At 56.9% G+C, this 14,270-nt stretch carries 8 protein-coding genes; 4 read left to right on the plus strand and 4 right to left on the minus strand.

The features are described from left to right. Position 1 precedes the first annotated feature (1 nt). Both GOB93_RS22365 and GOB93_RS03750 read right to left on the minus strand, forming a co-directional pair. On the minus strand, positions 2-2,905 hold the full coding sequence (locus GOB93_RS22365; protein WP_198912664.1) for an MFS transporter: 2,904 nt from the start codon (positions 2,903-2,905) through the stop codon (positions 2-4). 200 nt (positions 2,906-3,105) lie between these two features. Further along, entirely contained in the window at positions 3,106-3,993 is an 888-nt protein-coding gene (locus GOB93_RS03750; protein ID WP_173582185.1) for a LysR family transcriptional regulator, read from the minus strand. A gap of 157 nt (positions 3,994-4,150) precedes the next feature. Between GOB93_RS03750 and GOB93_RS03755 the strand changes: the two genes are divergently transcribed. Genes GOB93_RS03755 through GOB93_RS03765 form a run of 3 tightly spaced genes read left to right on the plus strand, consistent with a single transcriptional unit; the run spans position 4,151 to position 7,883 of the window. After that, complete coding sequence (locus GOB93_RS03755) at positions 4,151-5,344, plus strand: acyl-CoA dehydrogenase (RefSeq protein WP_173582186.1); 1,194 nt, start codon at positions 4,151-4,153, stop codon at positions 5,342-5,344. 1 nt (position 5,345) lies between these two features. After that, positions 5,346-6,500 carry a CaiB/BaiF CoA transferase family protein gene (locus tag GOB93_RS03760; protein WP_173582187.1) on the plus strand — a complete coding sequence of 385 codons (1,155 nt, stop codon included), beginning with the start codon at positions 5,346-5,348 and terminating at the stop codon, positions 6,498-6,500. A gap of 51 nt (positions 6,501-6,551) precedes the next feature. Further along, on the plus strand, positions 6,552-7,883 hold the full coding sequence (locus tag GOB93_RS03765) for an MFS transporter (RefSeq protein ID WP_173582188.1): 1,332 nt from the start codon (positions 6,552-6,554) through the stop codon (positions 7,881-7,883). A 355-nt stretch (positions 7,884-8,238) separates the two neighbouring features. On the opposite strand, the gene GOB93_RS03770 is transcribed toward GOB93_RS03765, so the two are convergent. Then, positions 8,239-9,630, minus strand: a complete 1,392-nt coding sequence (locus GOB93_RS03770; RefSeq protein WP_173582189.1) for a M20/M25/M40 family metallo-hydrolase — start codon at positions 9,628-9,630, stop codon at positions 8,239-8,241. 175 nt (positions 9,631-9,805) lie between these two features. On the opposite strand from GOB93_RS03770, the gene GOB93_RS03775 reads away from it, so the two are divergent. Next, entirely contained in the window at positions 9,806-11,218 is a 1,413-nt protein-coding gene (locus tag GOB93_RS03775; RefSeq protein ID WP_198912665.1) for an ABC transporter ATP-binding protein, read from the plus strand. Positions 11,219-11,531: 313 nt separating this feature from the next. Here GOB93_RS03775 and GOB93_RS03780 read toward each other — a convergent pair whose 3' ends face one another. Further along, positions 11,532-14,240: a M16 family metallopeptidase gene (locus GOB93_RS03780; RefSeq protein WP_173582190.1), complete on the minus strand. Its 2,709-nt coding sequence runs from the start codon at positions 14,238-14,240 to the stop codon at positions 11,532-11,534. Between the last annotated feature and the right edge of the window lie 30 nt (positions 14,241-14,270).

Raw genomic sequence — 14,270 nt, forward strand, 5'->3', positions numbered from 1 at the left:
CTTACGCGAGGCCTGTCTGGGTCAGGCGCGTCTGCGCGGTGATCTGTGACGGATCGACCATCAGTTCGATCAGGGCCGGTTTTCCCGCAGCCCGGGCGCGTTCAAAGGCAGCGGGAAAATCTTCTGTTCTTTCGACGCGTTCACCATGAGCGCCGAAAGACTGCGCGAACCGGATGAAATCGGGATTGGACAGCGTCGTCCCACTGATCCGGCCGGGAAATTTCTGCTCCTGATGCATGCGGATTGTCGCAAGCATGCCGTTATTGACGACGATAACGACGACTGGCGCATCGAACTGCATGGCTGTCGCAAGTTCCTGCGGATACATCATGAAGCAGCCGTCTCCGGCGAAACAGATGGCCGGGCGTGACGGGTCCTGCAGGCTGGCGGCAACCGCGGCGGGCAGGCCATATCCCATGGCACCGTTCGTGGGAGCCAGTTCGGTGCCGGGTTGCCGGTAACGGTAAAACCGATGGACCCAGGCGGTGTAATTACCGGCCCCGTTAGTAATCACGGCGTTGTCAGGAAGAATGTCATCCAGCCACGCTACGACGCGCGCCAGATCCACACCTTTATGATCAGCGTGGAGCGCAGGAGGAGTCGAGTGCTTCACATAATCAGCATGAGCGTCCCTGGTCCAGGCGCCCCAGGGCACTGACCCGGGAAGCGGGATATCGCTCAGCGCTACGGCAAATTCCTGCATCGAAGCGTTGACAGGAAGATGGGCCTGATAGACATGCCCCAGTTCTTCCGGGTCAGGGTGAACATGGATCATGATCTGTTCCGGCTGTGGCACTCCGATAAGAGTGTAGCCGGACGTCACGGCCTCGGAGAGGCGCGATCCGATGACCAGCAGGAGATCGGCTTTTCGGACGCGGTCTGCCAGCGCGGGAGAAATACCGATGCCGATCTGTCCCGCATATTCAGGCAGACGATTATCGAACAGATCCTGCCGTCTGAATGAGGCTGCGACCGGAAGGCTGTTTGCATGCGCGAAACGCTCCAGCGCCTTACAGGCGGCGGGTGACCATCCGGTGCCGCCAACGATGACCAGCGGGCGGCTGGATGTGGCCAGGAGGCGCTGCATTTCCGCCATTGCGTCTGGCGCGGGAGCCGCATGCGCGATGCGGGGAGCAGGAAGGTCGTTAACCTGAGCTGTCCCGAAAAGCACGTCTTCCGGCAGAGCGATGACGACCGGACCTGGACGGCCAGACAGGGCGGTTGAGAAAGCACGTGATATAATCTCGGGGATACGCTCGATTGTGTCGAGTTCAGTGACCCATTTCGCGATGCCGCCAAACATCTGGCGGTAATCGATTTCCTGAAACGCCTCACGACCAAGAAACTCTGTTTCCACCTGTCCGATGAACATGATCATTGGTGTGGAATCCTGATGAGCTGTGTGGACGCCGTTGCTGGCGTGCGTGGCACCCGGGCCCCGGGTAACGAAACAGATACCGGGACGGCCCGTCAGTTTCCCATAGGCATCTGCCATGTTGGAGGCGGCGCCTTCATGCCGTGTCACGATAGTACGGATGCCGGCTGCGTCATGCAGCGCATCCAGCACCGGAAGATAGCTCTCACCGGGCATGCAGTAGATCGTGTCCACGCCATTAGAGGAAAGAGCGGAAACGAGGATCTGGCCCCCGTTTCTCTGAGAGATCAGGTCAGACATGCTCAAGCTCCAGGCCATGAGTTTCGGGCAGGAAAACAGCGACGATAAAAACAAGCACGTAGGAGCAGGCGGCCCATACGCCGATTGCGAGCGCCAGGCCCATCGAGGTTGCGGTGAAGCCAACGATTGTCGGCACCATGGCACCGGCGCCTCTGCCGACATTGTAGGAAATTCCGGCAGCTGTTCCGCGAATACGGGTCGGGAAGAGTTCCGTAAAACATGCGCCCATTCCGGAGACGATCCCCGACTGAAAAAAGCCGAGCGGGAAGCCCAGGAAGAGCAGAACAGGCATGGACAGATCAGCTGAGTATATGCCAGAACCGTGATGAACGCGCCTGCCGCGGACAGGGAGAAAGTCTTACGCCGCCCGATATAATCACTGACATGAGCCATGAGGACGTATCCCGCGAAAGAGCCCAGGAGATTCACCGCGAGATACAAGGATGTCATATTCACCGTCATTTCGCGGGTCTGGCGCAGATATGTGACGAGCCATGTCAGGATCGTGTAATTTCCTCCCAGCGCTCCGGCAACCATGAGGCATGACAGGATCATTCTGGAGCGTACGCCTGACGCCATAAGCTGTGTAAAAACAGACCGGTCATTTGCCTGTCTGCGTTTTTCGACCGCAACATGGAATGCGTCAGAGTCTTTGATGCCGCGACGCATCCACAGGACCAGAAGTCCTGGCAGAAGGCCCACCAGGAACAGCGCTCTCCAGGCGATCGCCTCGGGTGCGATACTGAAGACAATCCACCATGCCAGCGCGGCCGCAGCATATCCGACTGGCCATCCGGCCTGAACGGATCCGACGGCGCGGCCACGGATACTTTTGTCAACAACTTCGCCGATCAGAATTGCGCCGGCCGCCCATTCTCCGCCGAAACCGACCCCCTGAAGGCTTCGCGTGATGAGAAGCTGGTGGAAAGAGTTCGTAAAAGCTGAGAGACCGGTAAACACGGTAAACCAGAGGATAGCGAGTTTGAGCACTTTCACCCGGCCTATGCGGTCAGCGAGTGTTCCGGCGAGAATGCCACCGACGGCGGACATCATAATGGCAGAGGTGCTGATGATGCCGGCTTCGCCTTTTGTCATCCCCCAGAGGGGCATCAGTGTCGGAATGACGAAGGCGAAAAGCTGGACATCCATCGCATCGAGAGCCCAGCCGAGAAAGCAAGCCCAGAATGTCCGGCGCTGATCAGGCGGCATGGTCTGATACCAGGAAGACATAAAACCTCTCCAGTTCAGCAGATTTTTCTTTTTATTTCCGTCTGGAAGAAACGGTGCGGCGACCATGGCTGAAAACGCCGGACGGCTCAGGGCTCTGCACGCATATCTGTTATGGAGGACGCTCGATCATTCCTTAACCGGCACTTCTCACCCGAACGTGAAAAGATATTTTATGTCCAGCAAGGATGAGAAGACCTCTTTCAGGGAGACTCGAGGTGCGTCACGATCTCCCTGATAAGGGAATCCGGTGTGCCGGACCGCCAGGCAAGCGTTAGCTGCACCTGGTCATGAAAATCCGTCAGCTCTCTGAAGACTATTCCTGCCAGCGACAGTTTGCGGAGCGATGCCGGAGCGAGAACAATCCCGCGACCACCAGCAGCCATACAGAGGGCTGTGATGAAGTCACTGGTCGTGTGCGTGGGAGGTGGTGGAAAACCGCCTGCCTGGGCCAGGCGGATGAGATTGTCGATCAGGCCGAATTTCTCGTGAAACTGAGGTACTATGAATGTTTCTCCGGCAAGGTCCGCTGCTCGCAGCGAAGGTGCGTCCGCCAGCCTGTGGCTGAGCGGCAAGGCTATGACAATGTCTTCGCTGTGAACGAAGCGGGTCATGATGGCTTCAGGATAGACCGGACGAGGACGGACAAATCCGAGAGTGAGTCGGGCATCGGCTATGGCGGCGATCTGATCGGGTGTCTCCATAAGATGCGGCGTGATTTCCAGCAGCGGAAACCGTGCGTGGAGATGACGCAGGACGGATGGCACGAGACCGCAGATAGCGGCGGAGAATACGTATCCGATATGGACCGGGCCACCTTCTCCAAGGCCCGTCAGCCGCGTGAGCCGTGATGCGCGTTCGACATGTGCAAGGATATTCCGTGCTTCTTCAAGAAACAGATGTCCGGCCGGAGTAAGAGTCGGGTGGGAACGCCGGTTGCGCACCAGTAAAGGTGTGCCAACCATATCTTCCAGTCGCATGATCTGCGTACTGAGTGCGGACTGCGCGATATTCAGTTTTTCTGCTGCTCTGCCGAAGTGAAGTTTCTCGGCGAGGACGATGAAAGCATGAAGGTGCCGGTTTTCGATCATGACGGGTTTTAATCTCCGGATCAGATCATATGCACTGAAATACAGAATTGAGGAGATGGTTCATCTCCTTCTAGCATTCCGGATAACGGGCTTTGGCTCCTCATGGCCGGCGGACTGAATAATAAAAACAGCCGGTCAGAACTTCCGGAGACGGATTTTGGAAACTGCGCAGCATTCGGGCCGGCTTGACTGGTCTGATCCTTTCATTCTGGACGATCAGCTTACGACGGATGAGCGACTGATCCGTGATTCCGCACGAGCTTTTGCACAGGACCGGTTACAGCCCCGCGTCATTGAAGCCTATGCGGACGAGCACACCGATCCGGAGATTTTTCGCGAGATGGGCGCACAGGGGCTCCTGGGCGTCACGGTCCCTGAAATCTATGGTGGGGCAGAGGCATCCTATGTAGCCTACGGCCTGGTGGCGCGTGAGGTCGAGCGAGTGGACTCCGGCTACCGGTCGATGATGTCGGTGCAATCCAGTCTCGTAATGTATCCGATCTTTGCCTATGGCTCAGAAGACCAGAAGCAGCGTTACCTGCCCCGTCTGGCGTCCGGGGAACTGATTGGCTGTTTCGGACTCACAGAGCCGGATGCGGGATCTGATCCTGGCGGAATGCGGACAAAGGCTGAGCGGATTGATGGCGGGTACCGCCTGAGTGGCACGAAAACCTGGATTTCCAATTCACCGATTGCGGATATTTTTGTGGTCTGGGCAAAATCCACAGCCCATGGTGGCGCGATTCGGGGTTTTGTTCTTGAAAAGGGAACAAAGGGACTTTCCGCGCCTAAGATCGGTGGGAAGCTGAGTCTCCGGGCTTCGATCACCGGTATGATCAATATGGACGAGGTGGAAGTGGGTGAAGACGCTCTTCTGCCAAATATCGAAGGCCTGAAAGGACCTTTCGGCTGTCTGAACCGGGCGCGTTACGGCATTTCGTGGGGCGTCCTGGGTGCTGCTGAATACTGCTTCCATGCTGCCCGTCTCTACGGCCTCGACAGGAAACAGTTCGGACGGCCACTGGCTGCGACACAACTTTATCAGAAAAAACTCGCCGACATGATGACAGAAATCACACTGGGACTTCAGGCAAGCCTGCGGGTGGGCCGCCTGATGGACGAAGGGCGTTTCGCTCCGGACATGATCTCTCTCATCAAGCGGAACAACTGTGGAAAAGCGCTCGATATCGCAAGGATGTCACGCGACATGCATGGCGGAAACGGCATTTCAGAAGAGTTCCAGGTCATCCGCCATATGATCAACCTTGAAACCGTCAACACCTATGAGGGAACGCACGATGTTCACGCCCTGATTCTGGGGCGTGCCATTACCGGCATAGCGGCGTTCTGACATGAACGCGCCTCTCGCGGGTCTGAAGGTTATCGAACTCGCCAGAATTCTGGCAGGTCCGTGGGCCGGGCAGATCCTCGCAGATCTTGGTGCTGAGGTCATCAAGATCGAGAGCCCGGCGGGAGATGATACCCGCCGGTGGGGTCCTCCATTTGTTGAAAACGCCGATGGAACGCATGACGCGGCTTATTTTCACGCTGCTAACCGGGGCAAGAAATCTGTCTGCGTTGATTTCGCTACAGAGGAAGGACAGGCCGCGTTATGGGAGCTTATCGCTGACGCAGACGTTGTGATCGAGAATTTCAAGGTTGAAGGACTGAAAAAATACGGCCTTGATTACGCCAGCCTGTCAGCCGTCAATCCGCGGATTGTTTATTGCTCAATTACGGGTTTTGGTCAGGACGGACCTTATGCTCCGCGCGCTGGCTATGACTTTATCGTGCAGGGTATGGGCGGGATCATGGATCTGACCGGCGATCCTGCCGGCGCACCGCAAAAGATCGGCGTGGCGTATGCAGATATCATGACGGGTCTGTATGCGGTAATTGGCATCCAGGCAGCCCTGGCACAACGCGAGCGGACAGGCCTGGGTCAGCAGATCGATATGGCTCTCTTGGATGTCATGGTCAGCACACTGGCCAATCAGGCGATGAATTACCTGATGTCGGGGGTGTCTCCGACGCGGCTTGGTAATGTCCATCCGAATATCGCGCCTTATGAGGCCTTTCCGACCTCCGATGGCTGGTTCACACTTGCGGTTGGTAATGATGCACAGTTCCATAGGTTCTGTGAAGTGGTTTCCCTGCCGCACGATATACGTTTTGAAACCAATGCGTTGCGTGTTGCGCTGCGTGAGCAGTTGAGCCCGCTGATTGCGAAAGCAACGCTGCAATGGCAGCGGAACGATCTTCTTGCAGCGCTGGCGGCGCAGGGCGTACCGGCGGGACCGATCAACACGGTGGCTGAGGCGCTGTCAGATCCGCAGGTCGTGCATCGCGGCCTGGTGACGTGGGTGGAGCGCGCCAACGGGGAGCCGGTACCAACGGTCCGCACGCCAATTCGCTTTTCCGACGCGGAGCTGACGATCCGTTGTGCGGCCCCGGGCATGCCTGGTCGTGAGACGCCGGTTTCACAGGAAGATGCCATCACTTCGTGATGGTACACGAACCAGATTGATTTCATAATTTCAACATAAGAAGAAAATCAGATGATGGAAGATCCGCACACGCTGATGGCGCGATCATCTCCTGGGAAATGGCAGATTATTGCAATCTGCGTCTGTGTCCTTCTCAACGGGATTGATGGTTTTGATGTGCTGTCCATCAGCTTCGCAGCACCTGGTATTGCAGCTCAGTGGGGCGTAGATCGCAGTGCACTGGGATTTATTCTCTCAATGGAGTTGCTTGGCATGTCTGCCGGTTCGATTGTATCTGGCAATCTGGCGGACAGAACAGGGCGGCGACCCGTGATCCTCGGCTGCCTTGTAATCATGAGTTGCGGCATGTGGGCCTGCACCCAGGCGTGGGATCTGACGGTACTTTCACTGTGCCGTCTGTTTACCGGCTTCGGTGTCGGGGGGATGCTGGCCTGCGGAACGGTGATGGTTTCGGAACTCTCTAACGCAAAGTTTCGGAACCTTTCACTGTCCGCAATCGCAGCCGGATATCCTCTCGGCGCCGTCGCCGGAGGCTATTTCGCATCTCGTCTCCTGATTCATGGCGACTGGCGCAATGTTTTTATGCTGGGAGGCTGTCTGACACTATTCTTTATTCCGGTCGTAATGCTGTTGTTGCCGGAGTCCGTGACGTGGCTTGCGCAACGTCAGCCACCGCGTGCGCTGGAACGGCTGAACAGAACACTACGTCGCTATGGTCACGAGGAAACATCACAGTTACCGCTCAGAGCGACGACAGTTTCAAAAACCTCTTTGCGCGAACTTCTTTCACCCCCGCTTGTTTCGACGACATTGCTACTGACTCTTGCCTATTTTTCTCAGATGCTGACCTATTATTTCATTCTGAAATGGGTGCCAAAGCTTCTGGCAGACATGGGATTTTCTCATTCCGAAGCTGGCACCGCGCTGGTATGGGTTAATATCGGCGGTCTCATCAGCGGTTTTGTAGTCAGCGCCCTCAGTCTTCGCGTCAACATGAGAAAACTGGTCATGACTTTGCTGATTATGGCTTCGGGGCTTGTCGTCCTGTTTGGTCGTTGCCCGGCGGACATGACTTCAATCCGTGCTGTTCTGACCCTTGCGGGTTTTTGCAGTCAGGGTGCAGTCAACGGGCTGTTTGCCATTATCGCGCAGAGTTTTCCCGAAAGAGTTCGCGGCAGTGGAACCGGATTTGTTTTTGGTTTCGGACGCGGAGGTGCGGCTATAGGTCCTGTTATTGCCGGCTGGCTGCTGTCTCACGGCCTGCTCCTCTCGGGAGTCACACTGGTGATGGCAACAGGCGCGATCGTTGCCGCATGCGCAGTATTTGCACTGGGAGGGGGGACGCGCTCCAAACCAGCGGAGATGACGGCACCGGGAGCCTGATCGTGAAACTTCCGGTCAATTATAAAGAAGTTTTTGGTGAAGGTTTTTCAAAAAACGTTCAGAAGAGACAGTCTTTTTCAAAAAAAGACGGCACCAAAAAACTTTTAATTATTTTTTAACAAAGACTTATCTCTAAGTGCTCTCTGATCCTGGCTGAAGCGAACAGGTGACCGGGACTCAAAAAACAATAACATCATCAGTTTTTTTGCATTTAAATATTTTGAAACAGTCTCTTAGACTTTTGTCGATCTGTTCCATGGCGGCGATACATTATCGTGTCACCAGAAGTGTCGTGATACGGTAATGACACCTCATTATCTGCAGATTGAAGTGTCATTGCCGGAACAGATATTCTCTAGCGGGACAGATCCGGCAGAAGGGCCAGATAGAAATCAATGGCCGGAGTGATGCTGGCGACTGGCGTTCTCTCGTTCAGACCATGTGAGAAGTTTTCAGAAGGTCTCAGAAAGACCGAACTGATGGAATAGCTCGGAACGTTGTGACTTCGAAACCACATGCTGTCACTTGCGCCGGAACTCATGCCGGAGAAGACAGGGAGGCCGGGATAAACGCTGTGCATGGCTTTATCGATGGCCTGAGTGAAATCCGGGCGCATTGGAGAGGCTTCCGTTTCCACGGAGCCCTGAGTGACATCAGTAAAATGAATCTGTGGATCGGCGGCGACTTTTTCGAGTTCGGCCATGATGGTGCTGCGAGGATGACCGGGGAAAATACGACAGTTGATATTGGCGGTGGCGTTTTGTGGCAGGGCATTAAGCGCGTGGCCGCCACTGATCATGGTGACGACGCAGGTGGTGCCGATTTTGCCGATCAGGGCCGGATCGGCGCTGAGAGTGGCGATGGCGTTTCTGTCACCAGGATTGATGGCGAAAGCACGCATAGCGGAGGCAATATTCGCGGGCTGAAACTGTGCAGCGTTTGTGAAATAGTTTTTGCTCAGCGCGTTAAGTTCCGGTCTGAACTGGTATTTCTGAATACGCAGAAGAGCGGCGGCGAGACGGTCGATGGCATTGTCGGCGCGAGGTTCTGACGAATGGCCCCCGGGGTTCGTGACGGTCATCTGGAAATCGGCGTAGGTCTTTTCAGCGCCTTCCCAGGAATAGTAGGATGGTTTGCCGGTTTTTTCGTCGAGGATACCGACGCCGACATCGCCGTTCAGAACCAGATCGGCGTTTGAAAGTTTGTCGGCGAGGATTTTACCGGTTTCCATTGCGGTTTCTTCGTCGCCTGAAAGAGCGAGAATGATATCGCGGCGAGGTTTATAGCCCTCACGCTTCAGTTCGGACAAAGTGGCGATGACAATAGTGGCATCGAGTTTCATATCAGTGGCACCCCGCCCATAGAGGTAACCGTTTTCGACGACGGGTCTGAACGGGTCACGCTGCCAGTCCGCGGGTTTTGCCTCAACGACATCCATATGTCCGGAGAGGACGAGCGGTTTGAGTGAAGGGTCGGAACCGGGCCAGCGGGCGATCATATATGCGGTGTCGCCGAAGGGAGTGATGGTGATATCTTTTGCCTGAAAACCGCCCTCGATCAGAGCGGAACGGAACAGTATGGCGACCTGCGGAGTCTGGTTGCCGGGGCCGGCGACGGAGCGCAGGGCAATAGCTTTTTCGGCAAGGGTCAGGGCCTGGGCTTCGGCCTGCGGGTGATGCGGGATGTCGGCGCGGGCGACCGCCGGGGTAAGGGCTGTCAGGCCGAGCAGGATAAGCACCTTGCGCATTGAGAGTAATCTCCATCTGTCATTCGGTGCGGATGGGTAACATCCGGGCAGAGGGACGAACAGGGGTGCAGATGAGGCTTTCTTCCGGTGCAATGAGGCGATAGCGTGAGGTAATGTACCTCTGATTTCCTTTCCCGTCCGGTGGAAAGGAAATCACTCTCTGACCGAAGACCTGATGCACCCAGTGATGCCGGATTCCCTGCCTGCTTTTCCATCATCTTCAGACCCGGCTCAGTCCGCGGAGACGGAGCGACGGGAGATACTGCTTTCGCTTCGGGATATCCGGCAATCCTACCATCGTGGAGGTAACGCTGATCTGCTGGTGCTCGACGATGTATCCATCGACGTTGCGTCGGGAGAGATTGTCGGGCTGCTTGGTCGGGCGGGCTCAGGCAAGTCGATGCTGCTTCGGATCATGGCGGGACTGATGGCTCCGACATCAGGCGCGGTGATGTGGCGTGGTGTGGCACTGCATGGGCCGGTTGCCGGAATTGCGATGGTGTTTCAGTCCGGTGCGCTGTTTCCGTGGCTGAGTGTGCAGGACAATGTGGAACTGGTTCTGGAGACGCAGGGGATTGCGCGGAAGGAACGCGAAGCACGGGCACGGGAGGCGATCAATCTGATCGGACTTGGCGGCCATGAAAATGCCTGGCCGCGTGAACTGTCGGGTGGGATGGCGCAGCGCGCCGGTCTGGCGCGGGCGTTATCGGTGCGACCTGATCTGCTGCTGATGGACGAGCCTTTTTCCGCGCTGGACGTGCTGACAGCAGAGAATCTGCGCACTGATCTGGTGGAACTGTGGTGCGAAAATAAGCTGCCGGTGAAATCAATACTGATGGTGACGCACAGCATTGAGGAAGCGGTGCTGATGTGTGACCGGATTCTGGTATTCGCGGCTAATCCGGGACGGGTGGAACACGAGGTGCGGGTACCCCTGCCCCATCCGCGACACCGGGACGATCCTGCGTTTCGGGAGTTTGTCGACCAGATTTACGGGCTGATGACACGGCGGGCACCCGTGCTGTCCGAGGCGGACCTTCCTGAGGAAGTGGGCGCTGTCCCCGTGTCTGCTGCCCCTGTGTATGTGGCGATTGCACCGGTGACGATTGGCAGCATGGTGGGACTGATCGAAGGGCTGGCCGCACCTCCGCTGAACGGGCGGGCGGATCTGCCATTACTGGCGGAAAAGGCTCAGCTTGAGCTGGACGATCTGTTTCCTCTGGTTGAGGCGTTGCAGTTACTGGGTTTTGCCGAACTGGAGGACGGAGACATTCTTCTGACGGAGGAAGGGACGCATTTCTCGACGAGTGAATTTGACGAGCGCAAGACGATTTTACGGCATGCGTTGTTGCAGCAGGTTCCGCTGGCGAAAGCCATCTGCACCGTTCTTGATGAACGTCCGAATCACGCCGCGGATGCTGGACGGTTTCGGGAGGAGTTGTGCGAAAGCATGTCGCCGGGTTACGCAACGCAGACATTGCAGACCATCATCGACTGGGCCCGTTATGCGGAACTTTTCGATTTTGACGAGGATGCGGACCAGTTTTTCCTTGATGAGGATGAGGAGCCCCGGCGAACGGGGCGGTGACGATCACCAGCGATGGCCTGGTCTTCATCGCCTCCGCGCATTCGGGAATATCGTCATGCAACGTGATGACTCAGAAGTGAGCTTCGATAAGGTAGATCCACTGCTTCTGTTCTGACTTCAGTCTGACTTTCCGAGGAAACTGAAACATCCGAAGAGCATGTCTTCCGGGAACATTCTGATTCCACCCTCTGATTTCCGTCCTGGAAAGAGCAGAGGAACTTTGCGAAACAGACAGATATCCGAAAGGAACCGGGGTTAGCACAGGACAGAGCCCTGCGAAGCATCGATCAATGGGCAGTCAGCTAAATTCAGATTACCATTTCGGATCGGGGCCTTTGACGATTTCTGCGAGATCATCGGGGCGAACCCATTTACGGAAAGCAGCCTGAACATCTGCAGCAGTAGCCTTGTAGAAGGCCTGAGCCGCGATATCGGGGCTGTTGAGAGGCAGACCGAGACGAATCAGGCGGAGATAGCCTGAGGCAATACTGTCGAGGCTGGCACGTTCGAGAGGCAGACCGCGCAGTAGGCCGGATTTCGCGATGTTAAGTTCGTCTTCTGTGACGGGGGAGGTCTGCATGGCGCGGATGTCGTGGAGAGCAGCCTCACGCGCCTGTCCGACTTTATCGGGATCGGCGCCATAGGATACGGAATAAGCTCCGCGGGTACGTCCGATGCTGAAACCGCTGCTGACGGAATAGACATAACCGGTTTTGACCCGCAGATCGCGATAGAGACGTGACGAAAAACCTCCGCCGAGAATTTCATCACCGACACTCAGCATATAGCGCTCGGGATTTGCAGCGGTAAGGGTGAGGCTTTCGGCCAGGGCAACGGTATCCTGGACGTTGCTTTTATCCGGGACATGAGCGCGGGAGGCCTTGCTGTCTGGCCTGGCTGGCAGATCGACTTCCGGTTTCGGACCGGAGGCTTTCCATTCGCCGAAAGTTTTTTCGACGGTGGCTCGGGCTTTTTCCGGAGTGATGTCACCAGTGATGACGATAGTGGTCATATCGGGGCGCCAGACGGCGCTGTAATAGGCGCGGACGTCGGCGAGGGAGAGGGCCATGATGGTCTGCGGGGTCGCCTGCCGCAGGGTCGGGTCATCCTTCGGGGAGATAGCCGACCTGATAGCGCGACCGAACAGATAGCCGGGGGACTGAAGCTCTCCGGCCTGACCCTGTGCGGCCTGCATCTTCACAACCTGAAAAGCCTGCGCCGGGAATGCCGGATGCAGTTCGTTTTCCGCCAGAAGGCTCATGCCCTGATCGAATTTTGCTGAGGGAATATTCAAAGAGAAACCTGTTCCTGCACTGGCCCAGGCCGGCACGTCATCCAGGGCTTTGCGGAAAGCCAGCCGATCATGCTTTGTCGTTCCGTAACTGAACAGATCTTCGGTGACGCCGGCCAGACCTTCTTTACCTTTAGGTAACTGGATATCCGGATTATTGCGGATTTCACCTACGACCTGGATGGTATGACTGACATCAGACGGATGAACGATGAGCGTCAGACCATTGGGCAGGGTCTGAACGCTGGGTGTCGGGACCGGGGGCGGCAGGTCAAGTTTAGCCAGTGCCGAGGTAGCCCAGTCCGGGAGTGCGACGGGCTTATCGGGTGCGGAGGCGAAGGACTCAGCGCCGCCGAAGCCCTTGTCACTCTGAGGTTTTCCGGATTCTTCCGGCGTCAGGATAGCCGTGACAGCGCGGGACGGATCGAGAATACGGGCTGCGAGACGGTTTACGTCATCCGGGGTAACGGCGCGGTAGGCGGCGGCAATGTCATCCGGCGCGGAGAGGTTCTGAAAAGCCAGTGCCTGGGACCAGCTTTCGGCAAGGCCACTGATGGAATTTGCGGAGAAGCCGAGCTGGGCGACTTCCTTTGTTTTCGCGGCTTCGACGAGTTCGGCCGGGACGCCATGGGCGCGGATATCAGCCAGAATCGCCTTCATTTCGGCAAGGGGTTTTGCGGAGTCGCCGCCTTTCGGGAAAGCGGCGACGGCGATGCCCATACCGGCACGTTTGATCGGGCTGAATTCGAATCCGGCGAACAGGGCTTTACCAGCGGGAACGAGCTGGAAGAGCGCGCCACGCTGGCTGCCCAGAACATCAGACAGGATATCGGCGGTGGCAAATTCCTTCGAGGTCAGACCGGGCATCGGGTAGGCGATGGTGGCGATGCCAATCGGCAGATCGGTCGGGAATGACAGGGCCTGAGCTGGCGGGGGCGCCGGATTGACGGGGGCGCGGTCTGGCAGAGTCCGGCTCGCAATGGCACCGAACGCCTGTTTTACCTTATCGAGCGTAGCCTGAGGATCGACATCGCCGACGATGACGAGGATGGCGTTATTGGGCGCGTACCATTTTTCGTAGAAACTGCGCAGGAGAGCAGCATCGGTTTTATCGAAGGATGGCCGCGTGCCCAGAGCGTCGTGCTCGTAGGGCGTGCCTTTATAGAGGATCGAACGGAGCTGCGAGATGTAACGATAAACGGGGCTGGAAAGATCGCGGGAGACTTCCTGCTCAATGGCGCCACGCTCTTTGTCCCAGTCGGCCGCCGACAGGGTGAGGCCATTCATGCGGAGCGCTTCGATATGAAGCAGCAGGCCGAGATCTTCGGCCGGGGCGGTGTAAAAATATTGAGTTACGTCTTCGGTGGTGTCGGCGTTGTAGCTGCCGCCGAGACGGGCCGCCAGGGCGGCGAGCTGGTCCTTATCGAGATCCTTGCTGCCGCGGAACATCATATGTTCGAGTGCGTGAGCCGTTCCTGGAAAACCATCCGGAGCGTTGGATGAGCCGACGAGATAGTTCAGTTCAGTCGTGACAACGGGGGCCAGGCGATTCTGCACGATGACGACGTGGAGACCGTTAGGCAGGGTAGCACGGGTAACTTCCCCGGCTGTGCTGGCGATGCGGGCCACCTCAGATGGACGGGCTGTGGCGGTGTGAGGTGTGAGGAAGGTTCCGGCGAGAAGACCCGCACAGAGGAATGAGGGAAGAAGTCGCGTCGTTCTGAAAAGCATAATATGTCTGGCGTCCCGCTGCCTTTGATT

Origin of the sequence: Acetobacter musti, assembly GCF_011516835.1 — a bacterium.
GTDB lineage: Bacteria > Pseudomonadota > Alphaproteobacteria > Acetobacterales > Acetobacteraceae > Acetobacter > Acetobacter musti.

Excerpts from the sequence above, each read along its gene's own strand:
- GOB93_RS22365 (WP_198912664.1), bottom strand. The coding sequence starts at position 2,905 with ATGTCTTCCTGGTATCAGACCATGCCGCCTGATCAGCGCCGGACATTC.
- GOB93_RS03750 (WP_173582185.1), bottom strand. The coding sequence starts at position 3,993 with ATGATCGAAAACCGGCACCTTCATGCTTTCATCGTCCTCGCCGAGAAA.
- GOB93_RS03760 (WP_173582187.1), top strand. The coding sequence starts at position 5,346 with ATGAACGCGCCTCTCGCGGGTCTGAAGGTTATCGAACTCGCCAGAATT.
- GOB93_RS03765 (WP_173582188.1), top strand. The coding sequence starts at position 6,552 with ATGATGGAAGATCCGCACACGCTGATGGCGCGATCATCTCCTGGGAAA.
- GOB93_RS03770 (WP_173582189.1), bottom strand. The coding sequence starts at position 9,630 with ATGCGCAAGGTGCTTATCCTGCTCGGCCTGACAGCCCTTACCCCGGCG.
- GOB93_RS03775 (WP_198912665.1), top strand. The coding sequence starts at position 9,806 with ATGCACCCAGTGATGCCGGATTCCCTGCCTGCTTTTCCATCATCTTCA.
- GOB93_RS03780 (WP_173582190.1), bottom strand. The coding sequence starts at position 14,240 with ATGCTTTTCAGAACGACGCGACTTCTTCCCTCATTCCTCTGTGCGGGT.